The organism is Rhodopseudomonas sp., assembly GCF_013377015.1.
Lineage (GTDB): Bacteria > Pseudomonadota > Alphaproteobacteria > Rhizobiales > Xanthobacteraceae > JARJEH01.
Window position 1 is genome coordinate 1217704 of record NZ_JACABA010000001.1, and the last position, 22106, is coordinate 1239809.

20 protein-coding genes are annotated in these 22106 nt (G+C 63.5%); 7 read left to right on the top strand and 13 right to left on the bottom strand.

Features of this window, described 5'->3' with window-relative positions; translation table 11 throughout:
* The first annotated feature begins 160 nt into the window (after window positions 1-160).
* A complete protein-coding gene (locus HXX15_RS05860) occupies window positions 161-2332 on the top strand; it encodes a transglycosylase domain-containing protein (protein ID WP_296513611.1) in 2172 nt (723 codons plus the stop codon).
* A gap of 22 nt (window positions 2333-2354) precedes the next feature.
* On the opposite strand, the gene HXX15_RS05865 is transcribed toward HXX15_RS05860, so the two are convergent.
* The 4 genes from HXX15_RS05865 to HXX15_RS05880 all read right to left on the bottom strand — a co-directional run bounded on the left by HXX15_RS05865 (window position 2355) and on the right by HXX15_RS05880 (window position 6572).
* Window positions 2355-3194, bottom strand: a complete 840-nt coding sequence (locus HXX15_RS05865; protein ID WP_296513613.1) for a SprT family zinc-dependent metalloprotease — start codon at window positions 3192-3194, stop codon at window positions 2355-2357.
* A 264-nt stretch (window positions 3195-3458) separates the two neighbouring features.
* Window positions 3459-4787 (bottom strand): polyhydroxyalkanoate depolymerase, encoded by a 1329-nt coding sequence (gene phaZ, locus HXX15_RS05870; protein WP_296513615.1) that lies wholly within the window; start codon window positions 4785-4787, stop codon window positions 3459-3461.
* A 118-nt stretch (window positions 4788-4905) separates the two neighbouring features.
* Entirely contained in the window at window positions 4906-5724 is an 819-nt protein-coding gene (locus HXX15_RS05875; RefSeq protein WP_296513618.1) for an ABC transporter permease, read from the bottom strand.
* On the bottom strand, window positions 5721-6572 hold the full coding sequence (locus tag HXX15_RS05880; protein ID WP_296513620.1) for an ABC transporter ATP-binding protein: 852 nt from the start codon (window positions 6570-6572) through the stop codon (window positions 5721-5723). The genes HXX15_RS05875 and HXX15_RS05880 overlap by 4 nt, the downstream gene beginning before the upstream one ends.
* 107 nt (window positions 6573-6679) lie before the next feature.
* Here HXX15_RS05880 and HXX15_RS05885 point away from each other — a divergent pair, with 107 nt between their 5' ends.
* Together HXX15_RS05885 and HXX15_RS05890 are read left to right on the top strand one after the other, a co-directional pair.
* Entirely contained in the window at window positions 6680-8002 is a 1323-nt protein-coding gene (locus HXX15_RS05885; RefSeq protein ID WP_296513621.1) for an ActS/PrrB/RegB family redox-sensitive histidine kinase, read from the top strand.
* A gap of 92 nt (window positions 8003-8094) precedes the next feature.
* Complete coding sequence (locus HXX15_RS05890; RefSeq protein WP_296513624.1) at window positions 8095-8649, top strand: ActR/PrrA/RegA family redox response regulator transcription factor; 555 nt, start codon at window positions 8095-8097, stop codon at window positions 8647-8649.
* 48 nt (window positions 8650-8697) lie between these two features.
* Here HXX15_RS05890 and HXX15_RS05895 read toward each other — a convergent pair whose 3' ends face one another.
* Window positions 8698-9180 carry an MmcB family DNA repair protein gene (locus tag HXX15_RS05895; protein WP_296513626.1) on the bottom strand — a complete coding sequence of 161 codons (483 nt, stop codon included), beginning with the start codon at window positions 9178-9180 and terminating at the stop codon, window positions 8698-8700.
* 159 nt (window positions 9181-9339) lie between these two features.
* On the opposite strand from HXX15_RS05895, the gene HXX15_RS05900 reads away from it, so the two are divergent.
* A complete protein-coding gene (locus tag HXX15_RS05900; protein ID WP_296513628.1) occupies window positions 9340-10461 on the top strand; it encodes a vWA domain-containing protein in 1122 nt (373 codons plus the stop codon).
* Between the two features lie 175 nt (window positions 10462-10636).
* Window positions 10637-11305, top strand: coding sequence for an MBL fold metallo-hydrolase (locus tag HXX15_RS05905; RefSeq protein WP_296513630.1), 669 nt, complete (start codon window positions 10637-10639; stop codon window positions 11303-11305).
* 79 nt (window positions 11306-11384) lie between these two features.
* Here HXX15_RS05905 and HXX15_RS05910 read toward each other — a convergent pair whose 3' ends face one another.
* Window positions 11385-11810, bottom strand: coding sequence for a hypothetical protein (locus tag HXX15_RS05910; protein WP_296513632.1), 426 nt, complete (start codon window positions 11808-11810; stop codon window positions 11385-11387).
* A gap of 264 nt (window positions 11811-12074) precedes the next feature.
* On the opposite strand from HXX15_RS05910, the gene HXX15_RS05915 reads away from it, so the two are divergent.
* Both HXX15_RS05915 and HXX15_RS05920 read left to right on the top strand, forming a co-directional pair.
* On the top strand, window positions 12075-13070 hold the full coding sequence (locus tag HXX15_RS05915) for an AraC family transcriptional regulator (RefSeq protein WP_296513633.1): 996 nt from the start codon (window positions 12075-12077) through the stop codon (window positions 13068-13070).
* A gap of 467 nt (window positions 13071-13537) precedes the next feature.
* On the top strand, window positions 13538-14533 hold the full coding sequence (locus tag HXX15_RS05920) for an AraC family transcriptional regulator (protein WP_296513636.1): 996 nt from the start codon (window positions 13538-13540) through the stop codon (window positions 14531-14533).
* A 6-nt stretch (window positions 14534-14539) separates the two neighbouring features.
* On the opposite strand, the gene HXX15_RS05925 is transcribed toward HXX15_RS05920, so the two are convergent.
* The 7 genes from HXX15_RS05925 to HXX15_RS05955 form a co-directional block, all read right to left on the bottom strand.
* Window positions 14540-14785 (bottom strand): hypothetical protein, encoded by a 246-nt coding sequence (locus HXX15_RS05925; RefSeq protein WP_296513638.1) that lies wholly within the window; start codon window positions 14783-14785, stop codon window positions 14540-14542.
* Window positions 14786-14916: 131 nt separating this feature from the next.
* The gene (locus tag HXX15_RS05930; protein ID WP_296513640.1) at window positions 14917-15336 is read right to left on the bottom strand and encodes a DUF1236 domain-containing protein; all 420 of its coding nucleotides are present in this window, start codon (window positions 15334-15336) and stop codon (window positions 14917-14919) included.
* 117 nt (window positions 15337-15453) lie between these two features.
* Window positions 15454-17943: a hybrid sensor histidine kinase/response regulator gene (locus HXX15_RS05935; protein WP_296513642.1), complete on the bottom strand. Its 2490-nt coding sequence runs from the start codon at window positions 17941-17943 to the stop codon at window positions 15454-15456.
* Window positions 17944-18168: 225 nt separating this feature from the next.
* Window positions 18169-18330, bottom strand: coding sequence for a hypothetical protein (locus HXX15_RS05940; RefSeq protein WP_296513644.1), 162 nt, complete (start codon window positions 18328-18330; stop codon window positions 18169-18171).
* Between the two features lie 187 nt (window positions 18331-18517).
* Entirely contained in the window at window positions 18518-19726 is a 1209-nt protein-coding gene (locus HXX15_RS05945) for a PHB depolymerase family esterase (protein WP_296513646.1), read from the bottom strand.
* A gap of 135 nt (window positions 19727-19861) precedes the next feature.
* Entirely contained in the window at window positions 19862-21256 is a 1395-nt protein-coding gene (gene chrA, locus HXX15_RS05950; RefSeq protein ID WP_296513648.1) for a chromate efflux transporter, read from the bottom strand.
* Entirely contained in the window at window positions 21253-22095 is an 843-nt protein-coding gene (locus HXX15_RS05955; RefSeq protein ID WP_296513650.1) for a sulfurtransferase/chromate resistance protein, read from the bottom strand. The genes chrA and HXX15_RS05955 overlap by 4 nt, the downstream gene beginning before the upstream one ends.
* Between the last annotated feature and the right edge of the window lie 11 nt (window positions 22096-22106).

Genomic DNA, 22106 nt, shown 5'->3' on the forward strand with positions numbered 1-22106 from the left:
CCAGACTTAGCGCAGCCGATCGGTCGGCGCTTGCGGTGCCTCAATTGTGGACGGATCGGCCGCGCTGCAAAGCGCGCGGGAACCCGGCCTTAACCATCGCTTAACCCGACTTTAAACCCGCTTCGCTAAAGTCTGCCATCAGTCGGCGTGGGCGTTGCGGATGGCGTTGGGCAAGAAGAAGACCGCCGTGAGACGGGAGCCGCAGTTCGGCCTTTCGGCATCGCTGGCCGGACTGCGCCTCAGTCCGCAGGATCGTGTCGCGGTCGCCGACGACGACAAGCCGAAGCGGCCGAAACCCGCGCGCAAGTCTAGTGGGGCGGCCCCGCGCGACCAGAAGCCCCGCGGCGGCAAGGCCAAATCCAGACGCAAGACCGGCGGCTGGCTATACCGGCTGTTCTACTGGGGCGCAGTCGCCGGGATCTGGGCGGTGCTCGCCGTGGTCGGCGTCATGATCTGGGTCGGCGCGCATCTGCCCGCGATCCAGGCGCTGGAAATCCCGAAACGACCGCCAACGATCACCATCGTCGGGATCGACGGTAGTCAACTCGCGACCCGCGGCGAAATGGCCGGCACCAACGTCGCGCTGAAGGATCTCCCGCCCTTCCTGCCGAAGGCCTTCATCGCGATCGAGGACCGCCGCTTCTATCAGCATTTCGGCGTCGATCCGCTCGGGATCGCGCGCGCGATCGGCGCCAACATCGCGCATCGCGGGGTCTCGCAGGGCGGCTCGACGCTGACCCAGCAGTTGGCGAAGAACCTGTTCCTGACCCAGGAACGCACCATGGCGCGCAAGCTGCAAGAGGTCGAGCTGGCGCTGTGGCTGGAGCGCAAGCATTCCAAGGACCAGATCCTGGAGCTCTACCTCAACCGGGTGTATTTCGGCTCCGGCGCCTATGGGGTGGAAGCGGCGGCGCAGCGCTATTTCGGTAAATCGGCGAAGAACGTCTCACTGGCGGAAGCCGCGATGCTGGCCGGCCTGGTGAAATCGCCGTCGCGGCTGGCGCCGAACCGTAATCCGGACGGCGCGGAAAAGCGCGCGCAAACCGTGCTCGGCGCGATGGCGGAGGCCGGCTTCATCACCGACAAGCAGGCCCAGGTGGCGATCGCCAATCCGCTCTATGTGGTGAAGCCGACCGGCGCCGGCACCATCAACTACGTCGCCGACTGGATCGGCGAGGAGCTCGACGATCTGATCGGCCAGATCGACCAGAGCATCATGGTCGAAACCTCGATCGATCCGAAGCTGCAGGCGGTCGCGGAAGCCGCGGTGATCGACGAGCTGGCGGCCAAGAGCGTCAAGTTCAACGTTTCGCAGGGCGCGCTGGTGGCGATGACCCCGGACGGGGCGGTGCGCGCGATGGTCGGCGGCCGCAACTACGCCGATAGCCAGTTCAATCGCGCCGTCACCGCCAAGCGGCAGCCCGGCTCGGCGTTCAAGCCGTTCGTCTACCTCACCGCGATCGAGGCTGGCCTCACGCCGGAGACGATCCGGCAGGACGCGCCGCTCGACGTCAAGGGCTGGAAGCCGGAGAACTACACCCACGAATATTTCGGCGCGGTGACGCTGACCCAGGCGCTGGCGATGTCGCTGAACACCGTGGCGGTACGGCTCGGGCTGGAAGTCGGCGCCAAGAACGTGGTGCGCACCGCGCACCGCCTCGGCATCTCATCTAAGCTCGAAGCTAACGCCTCGATCGCACTCGGCACCTCGGAAGTATCGCTGACCGAACTGGTCGGCGCCTATGCGCCGTTCGCCAATGGCGGGTTCGGCGTGTCACCCCACGTGGTCGACAAGATCCGCACCGTAGACGGCAACAAGGTGCTTTATGCGCGGTCGGCCGATCAATCCAACCAGGTGATCGACCCGCGCAGCGTTGCGATGATGAACACCATGATGCAGGAAACGCTGCTGTCAGGCACCGCGCGAAAAGCCGAGATCCCGGGCTGGTCGGCGGCCGGCAAAACCGGCACCAGCCAGGATTTCCGCGACGCTTGGTTCATCGGCTATACCGCCAACCTCGTCACCGGGGTGTGGCTCGGCAATGACGACAATTCGCCGACCAAGAAGGCCACCGGCGGCGGACTGCCGGTCGAAGTCTGGAGCCGCTTCATGCGGACTGCGCATCAGGGCATCACCATCGCGGCGTTACCGGGCGGTGCAAGGGGCGGATCATTCTCAACCGTCACCCAGGCGGCGGCGCGCGGCGAGACTTCGGGCGAAGATTTCGCGATCTCGCAACGCGCCGGACCGCCGACGACCCGCGCTTCGGTGCGCCCGGAACCGGCCAGCGGTATCGACGGCTGGCTGATGGACCGATTGTTCGGGCGTTAGGTGACGGCGCGCTGGCGCGCCTTCAGTCGGTGATGCCGTAGCGGTGCAGGTCGTTACCGTGGGTGTCGAGCCAGCTCTTGGCGCGCTCGGTATGCGGGCAGGCCTTGGCGACCACTTTCCAGAACCGCGCCGAATGGTTCATCTCGACCAGATGTCCGACTTCGTGCGCGGCGAGATAATCCAGCACATAGGGCGGCGACAGGATCAGCCGCCACGAAAATGACAGCGAGCCGGCCGAGGTGCAGGAGCCCCAACGGCTGGACTGATCGCGGATCGAGATCCGCTTCACCTTGACGCCGAGTTCCAGGGCGTAATGCCCAGCCGCCTTCTGCAGATCCTTGCGCGCTTCGCGCTTCAGGAAGTCATGCACCCTGCGATCGATATGTTCGTGCTCGCCGGCGACGCAGATGATGCGCTCACCGGAGTCGCGGATCTCGGTCCACACCGTGCCGCGGGTCGCGGCGCGATGCACGATCTTGTGGTCGGTGCCGCGCAGCGGCACCAGGGTTCCGGGATGGAACGGCGCCGCCTTCGGCAACCGGCCGAGGCGGGCGGCGATCCAGGCGCCGTGACGCTGCGCGAAATCCTTGGCGTCGGCGAGCGTGCCGCGCGGCGGCATCGTCAGGATCGCTTCGCGATCGCTCGGGTGAATTCGCAGCGTGTAGCGTCGCGCGCGCCGGTGCCGGCGCAGGCGAATGGCGAAAATTTGCGAGCCAAATTTGACTGCGAGGGTTTGCGGTTCGGTGGGGCGTCGATAGAGGAGTGCGCGAAAGGCCATATCTGCAGATCCGGACATCAGGAATTCGCCGGGATTCTGCCATATCCGCCGCCAGGGAAACCGCTCGGCGCAAAAACAAATCATTTGCCCAATATACAGGGTGATCAGCGAATCACGCCCCTATGGGATGGGCCTCGGAACACAATTTTTTAGCGAATAGAGATTCAATCCTATTCTTCAAAGAATGAAATAATACTCATTTTTTTAAATAGTTCTGAATCGCGATTTCCATCGGCCAATTCAGGGGCTTACGCCGAACTCCGATCCCAATCAGAACTCCGCATTCCCAACAGCGGTCGCGCCGCGCGCGCGAAATTTCGCACGCGGCGGATCGCAGAGCGCGCGGAATTATTCCGCGGCGTTCGCCGGCCGCGCATGCGCCGCCGTCTGCATGAAGTCCGAGATGCGAGGCACGATCTCAGAGCGGAAACGCGAGCCGTTGAACACGCCGTAATGTCCGACGCCCTTCTGCACATAGTGCACCCGGCGATCGTCCGGGATCGAGGTGCAGATCGTATGCGACGCCTGGGTCTGGCCAAGACCGGAGATATCGTCGTTCTCGCCTTCGACCGTCATCAGCGCCACGCGCTTGATCTTGGAGGGATCGACCAGCTTGCCGCGATGCATCATCTCGCCCTTCGGCAGCGCGTGCTTGACGAACACCACGTCCACGGTCTGCAGATAATATTCGGCGGTCAGATCCATCACCGCGAGATATTCGTCGTAGAATTCGCGGTGCTTGTCGGCGAGGTCGCCGTCGCCCTGCACCAGATGATTGAACAGGTTCTTGTGCGCATCGACATGGCGGTCGAGATTCATGCTGATGAAGCCGTTCAGCTGCAGGAATCCCGGATAGACGTCACGCATCACGCCCGGATGCGGAAACGGCACCTTGGTGATGACGTGGGCGCGGAACCAGTCGATGCCCTTTTCGGCGGCGAGATTGTTCACCGAGGTCGGATTGCACCTGGTGTCGATCGGGCCGCCCATCAGCGTCATCGACAACGGCACGAACGGATCTTCGTTGGCCTCCATCACCGAAACCGCAGCGAGCACCGGCACCGAGGGCTGACAAACGGCGATGACGTGGACGTTGCCGCCCAGCATCTGCAGCATTTCGATAACGTAATCGACGTAATCGTCGAGATCGAACCGGCCTTCGGTCAACGGCACCATGCGGGCGTCGGTCCAGTCGGTAATGTAGACCTCGTGGGTCGGCAGGAACGCCTCGACGGTGCCGCGCAGCAGCGTCGCATAATGGCCCGACATCGGCGCCACGATCAGCACGCGCTGCGCCGGCGCCCGCAACGGCCGTTCCAGCTTGCGTTCGAAATACAGCAGCCGGCAGAATGGCCGCTCCCAGACATTGTGGATTTCGATCGGCACCCGCATGCCGTTGACTTCGGTGTCGTCAAGACCCCATTCCGGCTTGCCGTAGCGGCGCGTGGTACGCTCGAACAATTCGCAGGCGGCAGCGATGGACTTACCGAGTTCGGTCCGCGACCACGGATTGAGCGGGTTCTTCAACATCAGCCTGGTCGTGTCCGTCAACACCCGAGCCGGGTTGAGCGACGCATGGGCCATTTCGTAGAACCAGTACATCGGCGTGGTCATCGCCGGACTGACTTCGGACGGCAACTCCGGCGGGCGGCCAAATTCACCAATAACGACTGGCATCGCGTCCCTCAAATCTTGCTTGTTTGCAGCGCAGCATAGTGACCGCAGCGTAGTAAAGCGTCAATGCACAGATGCAATTTTGAGCAGGATCAATTCGTATTAGCTGCCCAAAACAGAACTATTCACCACTCTGAATTAACGATCCGTGCTGGCGGGCGCTGGTCAAAAGCAGCAAAAACGACGCGAAACTGGCTGCAAACAGCCCGATATTGATCGCCAGTGCCTCGATCATCAGGTCGGCGCGGAAAATTTGCTGGATCAGCAGCGCCCGCATGCCCTCGAAAACATAGGTCGGCGGCAACGCCCATGCCACATATTGAAGCCACCCCGGCAGCACGCTCACCGGGTAATACACGCAGGCCAGCGGCATCACCCCGAACATCAGGGTCCACACGATGCTCTCGGCGCCGAGCCCGTTGCGCAGCACCAGGCCGGACACGAAGATGCCGAGCGACCAGCTGGTGAAGATCAAATTGCAGAAGAACGCAATCAGCGGGAGCCCGAAGCCGAGCAAATTGAAGTCGAACAACAGCATCGCCAGCAGCATCATCGGAATCACGCCGATCGCTAGCCGGATCAGGCTCATGATCATCAGCGAGATCAGAAACTCGATCGGCTTCAGCGGGCTCATCATCAGGTTGCCCAGGTTGCGGGCCCACATCTCCTCCAGGAACGAGATCGAAAAGCCGAGCTGGCCGCGAAACAGGATGTCCCACAGGATCACCGCGCCGATCAGCGTGCCGCCGGCCTGGGCGAAGAATCCCGCGTTCGACGAGATGTACTTCTGCAGAAAGCCCCAGGTGATGATCTGCAGCGCCGGCCAGTACACCAGCTCCAGCAACCGCGGCCACGACGACATCAACAGGTACCAATAGCGCAGGATCATCGCGTTGATGCGATGCAGCGCGATGCCACGGTGAAGGTCAACGTTGCTCATGCGCTCTCTCCCGCGGGACCGTGGGCGGCGGCACCTTCCGCCGCTGCACCGATCGGCGCGGAGCCTTCGTGGACCCGGCCGCGCGCGACGTCGAGAAACACCTCCTCCAACGTACTGCGGTTGTAACGCGCCATGATCCCGGCCGGACTGTCGTCGTCCTCGATCCGGCCGCGCTTCATGATGATGACGCGGTCGCACAGCCGCTCCACCTCCAGCATGTTGTGCGATGCCAGCAGGATGGTCGCGCCATGGGTCTTGCGGTAGGCCTCGAGATGCGACCTGATCCAGTCGGCGGTATCGGGGTCGAGCGACGCGGTCGGCTCGTCCAGCAACAGCAGATCGGGACGGTTGATCAGCGCCTTGGCCAGCGCCACCCGGGTCTTCTGGCCAGCCGACAGCTTGCCATTGGCACGATCGAGGAATTCGCCGAGATCGAGATCGGCGGCGAGCTGACTGATCCGCTCCCGCAGATCCGGCACCGCATAGAGTTTTCCGAACACGGTAAGATTCTGCCGCACCGTGAGCCGCATCGGCATGTCGACATAGGGGCTTTCGAAATTCATCCGGCCGAGCACACGGTCGCTCTGCTCCGGCATCGGATAGCCCAGCACCTGGACCCGGCCCGAGGTCGGCAGCACCAGCCCCATGATCATCGCGATGGTGGTGGTCTTGCCGGCGCCGTTGCCGCCGAGCAGCCCGGTGATGCTGCCGCGCGGGATTTTGAACGAAACGTCGTCGACCGCGCGCGTGGCCTTGTAGAACTTGACCAGATGCGCCACGTCGATCGCCGCGGAACCGGACGGATCGGGCTGCGGCAGGCCGGGCAGTGCTGCGGTCTCGATGCTCATGAAGGCCGTTCATTGACGATCGCAGCGGCGAGCGCAAGCGTCTGACGAATGGTGGCGCGACCGCCGGTCGAATTGTGATCGGCCCGCCACGCGGCTAGAGTCGGCGGATGACCGATACGATGTCCTCCGATTTCCGGCACCCGCGCCGCCATGTCCGCCTCGATACCATCCTGCGGCTGCGCTGGCTCGCCGCGATTGGTCAGATCGCGGCGATTTTCGTGGTCGCGCAGGGACTTGAATTCGAATTCCCGGTGCTACCCTGCATCGCCATTGTCGGGCTTTCCGCGCTCGTCAACATCGCCCTGCAGGTCGCCTTCAATCCGATGCAGCGGATGGAGCCGATCCATGCAGCGGCGCTGTTGGCGCTGAACATCGGAGAACTGGCCGGGCTGCTGTTTCTGACCGGCGGCTTGCAGAATCCGTTTTCGTTTCTGTTTCTCGGCCCGGTGCTGATCGCCGCCACCGCGCTGCCGACCCGGATGACAATCTGGCTCGGCATCTTTGCCGCGGCCTGCGCCGCCTTGCTCGGCTACTACCATTTGCCGCTGCCGTGGGACGGCGCCGAGCCGCTGGAGCTGCCGCCGGTCTATCTGCTCGGCGTCTGGCTCTCGATCCTGCTCGCGATCGGCGTCACCAGCCTCTATACGTTCCAGGTCACCGAGGAGGCGCGCAAGCTCGCCGATGCGCTCGCCGCCACCGAGCTGGTGCTGACGCGCGAACAGCATCTCACCCAGATCGACGGCCTCGCCGCCGCCGCCGCGCATGAACTCGGCACCCCGCTGTCGACCATCTTCCTGATCGCGCGCGAGCTGGAGAAGACCTCGACTGACAGCGCGATTGCGAGCGATCTGAAAATGCTGCGCGAGCAGGCGCAGCGCTGCCGGGAAATTCTCAGCAAGATCACCCAGCTATCGGCATCTGGCGCGCCGTTCGACCGCATGCCGCTGTCGACGCTGATCGAGGAGGCGGTGGCACCGCACCGGGATTTCGGCATCACCATCAAGGTGCGGATCGCGGTTGCCGGGGTGCCGGAGCCGGTCGGGATGCGCAATCCGGCGATCCTCTATGGCGTCGGCAACATTCTGGAAAATGCCGTGGATTTTGCCCGCGACACCGTCGAGGTGAATGCCTGGTGGAATGCCGACACGGTGCAGATCGTGATTTCCGACGATGGTCCCGGCATCGCCCCGGACATGCTGCGGCGGATTGGCGAGCCCTATGTGTCGCGCCGGCGCAGTTCGGACGACCCGCAGGGTGCGCATTCCGGGCTCGGGCTCGGGGTGTTCATCGCGCGGACACTGCTGGAGCGCACCGGCGCCAAGGTGTCGTTTCGGAACAAGGTATTTCCGGACCATGGCGCCGTGGTTCAGGTCACGTGGCCCCGCGACCGTTTCGAGACCGCGGAAACCCCCATTGAAGCAGATGCTTGACGTCGGGCGTGCGCACCTGTCGCAGGCTCGGCCCTTGGCAGGCGGAGGTTGTCGCGCCATATCTGAAGCAACTGCCATGAGGATTACCCGCCGTGAATGTCATCCCCGAACTTTCCGGCCATGCTGATCGGTCGCTGCTGATCGTGGAGGACGACAAGCCGTTCCTGGAGCGGCTGTCGCGCGCGATGGAAACCCGCGGCTTCACGGTGACAGCCTGCGACAGCGTGTCCAGCGGTCTGGCGCAGATCGGCAAGGCCGCGCCGGCCTTCGCGGTGGTCGATTTGCGGCTCGGCGACGGCAACGGGCTCGACGTGGTCTCGGCGCTGAAGCGCGAGCGCCCGGATGCACGGGCGATTGTGCTGACCGGCTATGGCAATATCGCCACCGCGGTGACCGCGGTGAAGATGGGCGCGGTGGACTACCTCTCCAAGCCGGCCGACGCCGACGACGTGGTCGCGGCATTGCTCGCCAGCGGCACCGAAAAATCCGAGTTGCCGAGCAATCCGATGTCGGCCGACCGGGTGCGCTGGGAGCACATCCAGCGGATCTACGAGATGTGCAACCGCAACGTCTCGGAAACTGCGCGCCGGCTCAACATGCACCGCCGCACTCTGCAGCGGATTTTGGCCAAGCGCGCGCCGCGCTGAGCACTGAATTCAAATCTGTCATTCCGGGGCGCGAGCCCATCGAGCGAGCTAACTTTCCGCAAACCCCTGCGGGTCGTTCAGCCGGTTCAACCGCTGCGCGGCGGCCAGCGCGAAGCGCAGCATCATGACCTTGCGGGTCGGCGCCGCCAGGCGATGTTCCGGCGCCTCGCAATGCAGATGCGCGCTGTAGCCGTCGGCCACGATCAGCCCGGTGTCAGGCGGAAAAATCTCGCACGGCAGATCCTGGGTGACGGCAAAGAACAGCCGGTCGCAATGGGCGCGATAGTCAGGCCATTTCTGGTCGGCGCGCAAATCTTCCAGCGATGACTTGATCTCGATGATCCAGATCTCGCCGCGCTCATTCAGCGCGACCAGATCGGCCCGCCGGCCGGACGGCAATGGCAGCTCCGCCACACAGGCAAAGCCGAGCGAACGCAGCAGCCGCGAGGTGCCGCGCGCGATTTTCAGCGCGGTCTCGGACTGCCGACGATCCGGCAGCAGCATGGCGATGTGAACGGCTTCCGATTCCATTGCGACCAAGCTTAGCCGGATTCGAGGCCGCGGCCCAATGCGCCGCCGACTTGGATTCGGCCGCAAATTTGTACCTCGGCCGCCCAGATTTCGACCTCACGGCAACGTGAAGGCAGCCTATCCTTGGCTCCGAGGGACGCCACTCTGGAGGAGAACTTCATGAAGCCGGTCAAAATGCTACGCGCCCTCGTGCTCGCGGCCACCACCCTGCCGTTCGCCGCCGCGATGTCGCAGGCGGTCGCAAGACCCGTCGTCGAAGTCGCGTTCGTGCTCGACACCACCGGATCGATGAGCGGACTGATCGAAGGCGCCAAGCGGAAGATCTGGTCGATCGCCACCTCGATCCTCGACAACAATCCCGACGCCGAGATCCGGATGGGCCTGGTCGCCTATCGCGACATCGGCGACGACTACGTCACCCGGACCATTGAACTCACCACTGACATCCAGGATCTTTACGCCAACCTGCTGGAGCTGCGCGCCCGCGGCGGCGGCGACTGGCCGGAGAGCGTCAATGAGGCGCTCGACGTCGCGGTCAACAAGCTGCACTGGACCCAGAGCGGCGACACCAGGCGGATCGTGTTCCTGGTCGGTGACGCGCCGCCGCATATGGACTACGTGCAGGACACCAAATATCCGAAGACACTGGCGGTCGCCCGGCAGAAGGACATCATCGTAAACGCGGTGCTGGCCGGCACTGCGCGCGACACCGAGCGGGTGTGGCGCGAGATCGCCCAGGCCGGCGACGGCCGGTTCATCGCGATTCCGCAGGACGGCGGTCAGGTCGTGGTGATCGAAACGCCGTATGACGGCGACATCATCATCCTGCAGAACGAGATCAACCGTACCGTGATCCCGTACGGGCCGGCGCCGATGCAGAAGCGCACCGAGGACCAGACCCGGCAATTGTCGAAGGTCGCAGCCGCCGCGCCGGCTTCCGCCTCCGACATGGCAAGTTACATCAACAAGCGCGCCAAGGTCTCCTCCGAAGCGGTCACCGGTGGCGGCGACCTGGTCAGCGACGTCGCAGCCGGCCGGCAGAAGCTCGAGGCCGTCAAGGAGGATGAACTGCCGGTCGCCCTGCGCGAGCTGGCACCGGAGCAGCGCATGGCCAAACTCGAAAGCGAAATGAAGCAGCGCAAAGCGCTGAACGAGAAGCTCGCGGCGCTGGTCAAGAAACGCGATGCGTATGTTGCCGCCCAGCACGACACCGCGAAGCCTGCGGCATCGTCATTCGACCGCGAGGTCGAAGCGACGCTAAAGGCGCAGCTGAAGCGGTAGCTCGCCTCAAATTGCGACGTCATATGAGGGCTTGCCCCGCGTAGCATGGATGGCTGGGCCTTCGCCCCGCCGACGGGGCTTCGGCCCCGCAGGCGGGTCAAGTGCGGCCAGGGCGCGGAGCCGATCCGCGCCAATTCCCTCTTGGCGGGCACGCAAAAATCGGCATTGTGCGGGCATGACAAACCAGACCGAGAGCAAAGCCAAAGCCGGCGCGGCGATCATTCCCGTCACGCTGTTCCAGCAGAACTGCACGCTGCTGTGGTGCGAGACCACCAAGAAGGCGGTGGTGGTCGATCCCGGCGGTGACGTGCCGGAGATTCTGGCGGCGATCGAGCACGCCGGCGTCAGCGTCGAACAGATCTGGCTGACCCACGGCCACATCGATCATGTCGGCGGCGCCGCCGACTTGCGCGACGCGCTGAAGGTGCCGATCGAGGGCCCGCACATCGCCGACAAATTCCTGCTCGACAATGTCGTCAACAGCGGGCGAACCTTCGGCATGACCGGGGTGCGCGATTTCACGCCGGATCGCTGGCTCGCAGACGGCGACACCGTCAGGATCGGCGAACTGAGCTTTGCGATCCTGCATTGCCCCGGCCATTCGCCGGGCAGCGTGGTGTTCTTCAACGACGACATGCGCTTTGCGCTGGTCGGCGACGTGCTGTTCGCCGGCTCGGTCGGGCGCACCGATCTGCCGGGCGGCAGTCACGCCACGCTGATTGAATCGATCACTCAAAAGCTATTGCCGCTCGGCGACGATGTCGGCTTCATCTGCGGGCACGGCCCGGGCTCGAGCATCGGCCATGAACGCATCACCAATCCATTTTTGACCGGCGGCATGTAACGCACGCGAATTCGGCGCCGCCGGCAACATTCGCCGCGACGCCGCGGTCGAATCCGTTTTGCCGCAGACGCCTGCGCAATTACTGAAGCAGCACGGTGAAACTGCGCTGGATCAACCTCTCGACATTCGCCGCCGTTGCGAAGCGGGGGGCCGGGTCGCCATCCCGGTCCAACAACGAACACACCCTCTTCACTTTTGCGAGATTGGTCGACAGCCGCACCGCCGTCATCCGCGCCGCGGACAACTCCGCAGCGATCCGCATCCGATCCTGTCGCAGCTCCGGCGCATCGGGACTCCCTCGCAGCGTGCGTTCGTTCCGATCCAAGATCGATTCGATCAGATCGATGGCGGTGAACACCGTCTGCAAGGTCTGGCCGTACAATTCTGCCAGCAGGCCGAGCAGTCGGCGCGGTTCACACGCGTGCGGCGTGTACAGTGAGCAAATTTGATCAGGATTGGGTGGGCTGAACGCGGCGATAGGGAAAACAGTATCCATCTTCGACATTGCAAGCATTCTCCAGCGTGAGCCCTGTCTGCAACTGCCAATCAAAAGCATTTCTTTACACGAGCATTGTGGCTCCAACTTCTCGAAAGAAGTGTTAGTCCATTAAATGTACCGCCTGCTCAAGATTGACCTTCGGCTTCGTTTGTCGAGAGACGTCTTCGGTATCCGGCAATTTGTAGTTGTCTATCAGGTTGTCATTGCAAGCTTCACCGGCACGCATCAAGATGAGTCGGGGAAACGACTCAATGATGAAAACTGAAATATATGAGACTTGAGCTTCTCGGTGAGCCGCTCAATCGGTTTCCTGCGGTCAATACATTTGACCCAGAAGAGTTCGGACACGCACTCAAGACGATCTATGGCGCGATCCGTTGTGAAATTTCAGTGCGCGATGACTTTGAGGCGCGTGGAAACTTGGTCCAGATGCAGGACCTTACACTTGGCTTTAACTCATGCGTGGCGCCGGCGACTGTGGCGTATGGCGAATCCGACTTCGCCAGACTGCAGATCGCGGTTACCGGCTCAGCCGCCACAACTGTCAATGGTGTAACGACCGCAATCGATATCCGACAGTCCTGCATCACCTCGCCAGGGCAAGCGGCGACGATGGAGTACGGCGCGGGCTATCAGCAGTTGTTGCTTCGAATCAAGACGCGGGCGCTGGAGGAAAAACTCATCGCGCTGATGGGAAGCAAGCCGAAGGGATCGCTTGAATTCGTCGCGGCGGCGAGCAACGAAAATCCCCAGGCAACGAACCTTCGCCAATTGGTCACGTTTCTGAGCGGCCAGCTCAACTCGTCGCCGGTCGCGCTGCCGTCGCTGGTGCTGGGCGAACTGCAACAGGCGGTCACCTTGTCGTTCTTGAGCGCTTACCAGCACAGCTTCAGCCGCTTTATGGAAAGCGAGGTTCCCGCCGCCGCGCCGCGGCACGTGCGCCAGGTCGAGGAATACATCGAAGCCAACTGGAAGCAGCCGATCACCATCGAAAAGCTGATGGCGGTCACCGATATCAGCGCACGCGGCATCTTCAAGGCGTTTCAGCGTAGCCGCGGCTATTCGCCGATGGCCTTCGCAAAACGAATCCGACTTCAGCATGCGCGCAAAATGCTTGCCGAGCCCGGCATCGGCGTCACCGTCACTGCCGTGGCGTTCGCCTGCGGGTTCTCTAACCTCGGTCACTTCGCCAAGGATTACCGGGAGATGTTTGGCGAGAAGCCGTCCGACACGCTAGAGCGCGCACGACGCTCGCGCGACGCCTGACACTGCTTGGCGCTCGGACGGCCCGGCACATTGCTTGATCTGCATCGCGAATAGCTTGGCGTCTGTTTCCGACTCGAAGGTCTCGGTCGAGCAAACCACACGTGAAGCCTGTTCGTTGGACTTCACAGCCATGCGTGCCGCGACCGACCTCATATCCGAGGCGACCCGCCTCTCACAACTTAAACGCGATAATATGAGCAACATCATCTTTTTCGGAGGGGTGAGCGCGCTCCTACGTCACTTTGGATTGTAGCTGCGCAATGAAAGTAGTTACTTGAGCCAATGAGTTGTCGGTACACCTCGTAGAAATACTAGTCCGATGGCTGCACCGGCTGTCCGACAACGGACTGATGTCGTTCAGTATTCGGCCAATTGCAGGTTGGTCATCAGGTTATGTTTGCAAGTGCTGGGGACTCACCTAAAAGTCAGAGTGGAAGTGGGGACATGACTGATGCGAGTTGGACTAGATGACACCTGAGCTTCTCGGTGAGCCGCTCAAACGGTTTCCCATATTCCGCACCTCCAATCGCGACGAATTTGGAAACGCCGCCACATCGGTCTATGGCGCCAAGCGTTTCGATATCCCCGAGCCGGAGAATTTTTTTGCATTCGGAAACTTCGTGCAACTTCGGGAGATCGCTATCGGCTTCAGTTCGCTGGGCGGTCGAGTCACGATCGATTTTCCGGAGGCCGATTTTGCGCGCCTGCAGATGTCTCTCTCGGGCGCCGGCACGACAACGATCAACGGCATCACCACCGAGATCAACGCCGAGCAATCTTGCGTCACCTCTCCCGGACGCGCCGCGCTGCTGAGTTATGCGCAAGGCTATCAACAACTGCATCTGCGGGTCGGACTCAGTGCGATGGAGCGAACGCTGACCGCGTTGCTGGGTCTCAGGCCGAAGGGGCTGCTCGAATTTGACGCCGCGGCCCCAGCCAGCAAACCCTACGCCCAGAATGTTAAGGGCTTGGTGCTGTTCGTCAGCACACAGCTGGATAGCTCGCCCCCTCAATTGCCGCCGCTGGTGCTCGTCGAACTGGAGCACGCCATCACCCTGTCGTTTCTTTACGCTTACCGGCACAGCTTCAGCCGCCTTCTCGAAGGCGAGACGCCCGGCGCGGCGCCGCGGAACGTGCGGCAGGTCGAGGAATATATCGAAGCCAACTGGGATCGGCCGATCACCATCGAACAGCTGATGGCGGTCACCGACATCAGCGCACGCGGCATCTTCAAGGCGTTTCAGCGCAGCCGCGGCTATTCGCCGATGGCGTTCGCCAAGCGGGTCCGCCTTCAGCATGCGCGCAAGATGCTTACCGAATCCCGCATCGACACCACCGTCACTGCCGTGGCGCTGGCCTGCGGGTTCGCCAATCTGGGACACTTCGCCAAGGATTACCGGGAGATGTTCGGCGAGAAGCCGTCCGACACGTTGGATCGATCACGCCGCTCGCGCAAAGCCTGACACGGCTCAGCGCTCGGAAGGCGCGGCCCATTGCTCGATCTGCGAAGCCGGCACCATCCGTTTCGGCTGATGCGGATTGAGCGTACCCGCATTGGCCGACCAGCCCTTGGCCAGAATCTGCGCCGCGAACACTTTGGCGTCCATTTCCGACTTGAAGGTTTTGGTCGAGCGCACGACGCCCGAGGCTCGATCGTCGGATTTCACCGTCTTGTCCGGGCCGAAGGCCACATACCAAATATCAGGCTGGGTCATGTCGCTTTAACCGCGATCGGAGAGATAGGTTCCATCGGGGTTGCGTTCTGGATGCCCGTTGCACGAACGGGGCCGCCCGATCGAGCGGCCCCGTTTGCGCAACGACCGGGAATCCGGAGCGGGACTTTGGATTATTCGACGATCTCGACAATCCGGCGGGTGCGCGGATCGACCAGAACGGTGCGACCGTTGACGACAGTGTAGCGATACTCGCGCGCGCGACCGTATTCTTCCGGCACATCGTAATAGGTGACACCATCATCCGGCAGCACGACGCCGACGCGAACTTCATCGCGATATTGATAGGACGGACGGCGCTGGTCGACCACATAACTGCGGAAGCGCGGACGCTCGTCGACGCCCAGGACGCCGGCAACGCCGCCGAGCACGCCACCGACGGTGCCGCCAACGATCGCGCCGATAGGACCGGCGGCGCGTTCGCCGTCGCGTGCGCCGCGTTCAATACCGCCGGGAACGCCCTGGGCTTGAACTATAGCGGGAGTGGCGAGGGCCATAATCACGGCGGCGGTTCCGATCAGGCGACGAATCATCTTGAACTCCGGGAGTTGTTGAAAGGCACAGGACAAGCCCCAGCCCGCCGCGGAGTTCCGGCACCACAACCAGCGACGGCGATTAGATGCCGGTCGCGGCTGCCGCTTGCGTACGACTTAGTTCGCCACCATGTCGCGAACGCGCCGCGCAAGATCGTCCAGATCGAACGGCTTGGTGATCATGTCCATCCCGGGCTGTAGGAAGCCCTTCGCGATCGCCGCGCTCTCGGCATAACCGGTCATGAACAGCACCTTCATCGCAGGTCGGGATTCCAGCGCCTGATCGGCGAGCTGGCGCCCATTCATCCCGGGAAGTCCGACATCGGTGAGCAGCAGATCGATCCGCTCGCCGAGCCGCAGGACCGCAAGCCCGGCCGGACCATCGACCGCTTCGAGGACGCGGTAGCCCTGATCCCGCAGCATTTCGACCACGATGCCGCGGACCACCGGTTCATCCTCGACCACCAGCACGGTTTCTCCGGTCGCCGCATGATCCGCGGCGACCACGGCCGGCGCTGCTTCGTCGGCAATCAGGCCGAGCTGACGCGGCAAATAGAGCCTGACCGACGTTCCCTGCCCGACCTTGCTGTCGATCATGACATGGCCGTTCGATTGCTGCGCAAAGCCGTAGATCATCGACAACCCGAGCCCGGTGCCCTGGCCGAGCGGCTTGGTCGTGAAGAACGGATCGAACGCGCGCGCGGCGATCTCCGCGCTCATCCCGGTGCCGGTGTCGGTGACGACGATGCAGACATAGTCGCCGGGCAGCAGGGCGGGGGTGTCGGCGGTGACGGCGTCGAACCGTGCGTTCTGCGTACTGATGGTAATCCTGCCGCCATCCGGCATCGCATCGCGGGCATTGATCACCAGATTGAGCAGCGCGCTTTCGAGCTGGTTCGGATCGCACAGCGTGAACCAGAGGTTCTCGGCGGCGACAATGTCCAGATCGATGGATTCGCCGATCGTCCGGCGCAGCAGATCTTCCAGCGACACCACCAGCAGATTGACGTCGACCTGTTTCGGAATCAGCGGTTGGCGCCGCGCGAACGCCAGCAGCCGATGGGTCAAAGCCGCCGCGCGATTGGCCGACGTCATCGCCGCAGTAATATAGCGGGAGATATTTTCGGTGCGGCCCTGATCGAGCCGGATCTGCATCAAATCCAGCGAGCCGACGATGCCGGTCAGCAGATTGTTGAAATCATGGGCGATGCCGCCGGTCAGCTGGCCGACGGCCTCCATCTTCTGCGACTGACGCAGCGCCTCCTCGGCGGATTTGAGCCGCTCCGCCGCGGCCTTCTCGGCAGTGATATCGCGAGCCACCGCATAGATGGCCGTGGCGTCGGACACGCCGACCCAGGACAGCCATCGATAAGAGCCATCCTTGTGTCGAAACCGGCTTTCGAATTTAACGCTTGTTTCCCCGGTACTGAGCGCTTTCGATTGGCTGCGGGTCAATTCGGCGTCATCGGGATGATCCAGCCATCCCGAGGTGCGGTTCAGCAATTCCGCCTCGCTCCAGCCGAGCGTCTTTGTCCACGCCGGATTGACCGTGCGCCAGACGCCATCGCGGTCGGCAACCAGCAGCAAGTCCTGCGAGACGTTCCAGATCCGGTCGCGCTCGCGGGTCTTGTCCTGAACCCGCTGCTCCAGCGTTTCGTTCAACTGCACCAGCTGATCGGCGAGTTTGCGGTAGGCCTCCTCGCTTTGCCGCAGCGCCTGTTCAGCCAGAACCTGCTCGGTGACATCGGTGTGAGCGCCGACCAGCCGGATCGCCCGGCCGTCGTCGTCGCGCTCGATCACCGATCGGACCGAGATCCAGCGAACCTCGCCGTCGCTCGGACGAATAATTCGGTATTTCGCGCGATAGTCACGGACGTCGCCGCGCACCGCGTCGCGGAACTGCCGTTCGGTCGCCTCACGATCCTCCGGATGGATCCGCCGCACCCAGTCTTCGTGGGTCTCGTTGGCCGCCTCCGGCGGCAGGCCGTGCACCAGCAGATATTCCGGTGAACGCCGGTTGCGGAAGCCCACCCGAAGATCGACCTCGAGCCCGCCGATCCGGCCGATCTGCTGCACCCGCGCCAGTTCCGCCTCGCGTTCGCGCAACGCCGCCGCCGCGAGATACTCCTTGGTGACGTCGCGGCAGACCACAAGTACCCCGCCGATCGCGTCGTCCTGATCGATCGGGCTGTAGCCGTAGGTCCAGTACACCTGCTCGAGCCGGCCGTGACGGGTCACCGGAACCAGCTGGTTTTCATGCCAGGTCGCGCCTCCGCCGCTCATCACCTGGTCGATCTGCGGCCCGATGATGTCCCAGATCTCCGCCCAGCATTCGCGGCCGCGCTGGCCGAGCGCGCCGGGGTGGCGCTCCGGTCCCATGGTCTGGCGATAGGCGTCGTTGTAAAATTGAATGTGTTCCGGACCCCAGAAGATGAACATCGGGTGATTGGTGTTGAGCAATATGCGTAGCACCGTCCGCAGGCTCTGCGGCCAGCGCTCCGGTGGCCCAATCGGACTCGACGACCAGTCGAAAGCGCGCGTCAGCTCACCCATCTCGCCGCCACCGGCGAGAAAGTCTTCAGACGGCGATCTATTGGGATCCAGCATTCGGCAACGATCTAGCACGCCACAGTCTGCCAGCGGCAGAGTGCTTCAGCCTAACATCGGTGATCGCCCCGGCAAACACGCGGCACGAGTTCCATCGCGACGCCAGCCAGTCCCAAGACCGCCAAAAAGGAAAGGACAATCCCCCAGGCGCGGGGGCGCTGGCCCCGGGGGATCGTGACCATCACCGCACCTCGAAAAGAGGCGCGGTGATGAAGCATCAATTGGTCAGATGGGACTCGGGATTTGCTGCCTTTTGGCCGCCACAGTCTGTTCGACGACCAGAAGACGAAGCAAGAGCGTCAGCACCCGTTGCTGTTCTGCATCGGTGCTGGAAGCCAGCGCCCTGCGGTACAGCTTGAGGTTCTCGTCGCGGATGAAATCCTGCATCACACAGTTCCCCCGTTGGATCAGGCGGGAGCGTTACCGAACTCTCAGTTACCCGAAATGGCCGATAGCAACAGCGCGATTATTCGTAAGTATACGAGCGTCTAACCGCTGTCTGAGCAATAAAGCTCACTCTTGCCTCCCGAAACCATTGCGATAGCGGAGTGCCCGACAGTTTCGCGACGCGACGCTATTTCATCAGCCCAGCGGCGGTCAGCGCGCGGGTGATTACGGCGTTGACGTCGATGCCTCGGCGTCCGGGCTGATCGCGCGGCTCGGCGCGGCGGTCGCCCTTGCCGCGGGCCTTGTAGGCCTGCGCGACCTCCTCGACCTGCTCCAGCCGCGGCGCGGTCAGATCCGGCATCGCGATCGCGGTGGAGGCGCTACGCCCCGGCGACGGCTGATGAATTCGTCCAGTGAGGCCAAAGAAATTCGCGATGTGGTAGGATGACGAGATCCCGGCCTCGATCAGGAACGCGCCTTCGACGCCGTAGCGCTCGTCGTTCGCCGCGACGCCCAGCGGGGTGCCGTGCGGCATCCGGGTGATGGTGTAGGATTCGACCACGGTCTCGCCATCGGCGTTCCACCAGATCTGCCGCGGATAGCCGTCGACCTTGCCTAGCGCCATCGGCGTCTCCGGCAATTGATGCAGATCGAGCCATTGCTTGACGATTTCATCGGCGTTCGACGGATGCACGGTGCGGTCGGCGCTGCCATGCCACACCGACAGTTTCGGCCACGGGCCGCGGTGCGGCGAAGCCTTGCGGACCAGATCGCCGAGTTCGCGCGCCGAGCGTGGCGGCGACTGCATCATGCCGTTCAACGCCTGCTGCACATTGTTGGCGATGCCATAGGGCAGCCCGGCGATGATCGCCCCGGCGGCGAAGACCTCCGGATAGGTCGCGAGCATCACCGCGGTCATCGCGCCGCCGGCCGACAGGCCGGTGACGAAGATCCGCTGGCGATCGATGTTCTTGGCGCCCGCGATCTGCTCGATCATCTGCCGGATCGACGCCGCTTCGCCGCCGCCGCGCCTGGTATCCTCCGGCACGAACCAGTTGAAGCAGCCGTTCGGATTGTTCGAGGACTTCTGTTCCGGCATCAGCAGGGCGAAGCCGTAGCGTTGCGCCAGCGTCGACCAGCCCGCGCCGATCTCGTAGCCGGCGGCGCTTTGGCCGCATCCGTGCAGCACGACCACAAGCGGCATCTTCTGAAGCAGGCCGGCGGGCACGAAGGAAAACATCCGCAAATCGCCGGGATTCGGCCCGAAGCTCGCGGTCTCAACCAGCCTGCTGCCGGCGCCCGGCGCTTTCCCGCCCCACAGCGACGGATCCAGCCCGTTGATCCCGTTCATTTTTCGCAAGCGATTCAGGAATTCGATGTTGTTGCTCAGCGACACGGCGGCTCCTGGTCCAGGCTCTTAAGGCAATCCCGTCAGACCGATATAGTTGCTGCACTGCAAAATAGAAATGATTCGATCGATTTATTGGCCGCTGGCGTGGCCGCCCGTGCACCGCGAATGTTCGAACGCTGATCACACCCGCCCCAGCGCATGCAGCGCCAGACCCGCCGCCGCGCAGGCGATCAGCGTCTGCAGCATTCCGACCTTGAAGCGGAACACCGCGATGATTGCCGCCGCCGACAACAGCGCGGCCCAGGGATTGATGCTGGCCAGCACCGGCGCATCAAAACCGATGCCCAAGGCGCGCAGCGGCCTCACTTCGCGGAACACGGTGTGGATCGCAAACCAGATCGCCAGATTGAGGATGACGCCGACCACCGCGGCGGTGATGGCGGCGAGCGCCGCCGACAGCGCCTTGTTGCCGCGCAGGCGCTCGACATAGGGCGCGCCGAGAAAGATCCACAGAAAGCACGGCGTGAAGGTGACCCAGGTCGCGAGCAATCCGCCGAGCGTGCCGGCAAGCAACGGCGGCAATGCGCCGGGACTGCGGAACGCGGCCATGAAGCCGACGAACTGCAGCACCATGATCAGCGGCCCCGGCGTGGTCTCCGCCATGCCGAGACCGTCGAGCATTTCGCCGGGCTTCAGCCAGCCGTAGTTCTCCACCGCCTGCTGCGCCACATAGGCCAGCACCGCATAGGCGCCGCCGAACGTCACCATCGCCATTTTGGAAAAGAACACCGCAATCTGGCTGAATACATTGGCGCTGCCGAACGTCAACAGCAGCGCGGCCACCGGGGTCAGCCACAACAGCAGCCAGACTGCCGCCACGCCCAGCGACTGTCGCCATGGCGGGCGCGTGTGCGCGCCAAGTTCATCGCCGAGCAGGCTGTCGGCATCGTCATTGCTCGCGGCCCCGTGTCCGCCGCCGACGTTGAACGCGGCGATCCCGGCCTTGCCACCGAGATAGCCGAGCAGCCCGGCGCTGAACACGATCGCCGGGAACGGCACGTCGCAAAAGAAGATCGCAAGAAACGCGATTGCCGCCAGCGCGCGCATCACGTTGTTCTTCAGGGCGCGGTGGCCGACCCGAACCACCGCCTGCAGCACGATCGCCAGCACCGCGGCCTTCAGCCCAAAGAACAAAGCGGCGACGAAGCCGACATTGCCGAACGACGCATAGATCAGGCTCAAGGCCATGATGGCGACGGCGCCCGGCAGGATGAACAACCCGCCGGCGACCAACCCGCCCCTGGTCCCGTGCATCAGCCAGCCAAGATAAGTGGCGAGCTGTTGCGCCTCCGGTCCCGGCAGCAGCATGCAATAGTTCAGCGCGTGCAGAAACCGGCCCTCCGAGACCCAGCGCTTCTCGTCGACCACGATCCTGTGCATCACCGCGATCTGTCCGGCCGGTCCGCCGAACGACAGCAGCGCGATGCGCAGCCAGACCGCGAACGCCTCGCTCGGCGAGACGCCGTGGGACGTCGGCGCGCCGAGCTCGCGCGTCAGCGGCAACGCGTCGGTCATGCGACGCCCTCGCGCTTGCTGACCGGCCAGTTGTGGGTTTCTCCGGCGTCGTCGCGGCACCAGCGATACAGCGCGTCGTACAGCAGCATCCCGGCCTCGAGCTGCGCGAGGTCGTCGTCATGCATCCGCGACAGCCCCAATGAGACCGCCAGCAGTCCGGTGGCTTCCGGCGCAAGGTCGAGCCGTCCGGTGTCGGCGCCGCGGACGATGGTGGCGAGCCGCAGCAGCGGCTGGCCGCCGAGTCCCCACTCCTCGATCAGGGTGTCGAAGCTGCAGGTGTCGCCGCGATGACTCCAGAACACGCCTTCGATATCGAACGGCGTCGCGCCGAACTTCTCAGCAACCGCCGGGACTTCGCCAGGCGCGACGAACAGGAACACCGCATCGGGATCGACAAAGCGACGGATCAGCCACGGACAGGCGATGCGGTCGATCTTCGGTCGCTCCCGCGTCACCCAGATTGTGCGTCCTTGCAGGTCGCGCGCCGGCAGCTTGGCGACAGGAACGCGCGGCAACGCTGCCTGCTCGCAGGCCGAATAGCCGCCCTCGAGAACCGAGGCGGCGACGCCGTCGGCGCGCAGCCATGCGGCGACGCCCTGACTGAGCTTGAGCCCGCGCTGGCAGATCACGATCGCCGCGACACCGCGATAGTCCGAACTCCAGGCGGCCACGTCGTCATGGCACTGCCGGCGCGAACCGGGCAACAGACAAGGCGCAAGTGCGAAATCGTCGTCGGTCCGCACATCGATCAGCGCCGGACAATCCGGCATGCCGATCAGGCCGGCCAGATTTTCGACGCTGATGCTGTTGAAGGATGAAAAAGTCTTGAAAGATGACATGCCGCGTCCTT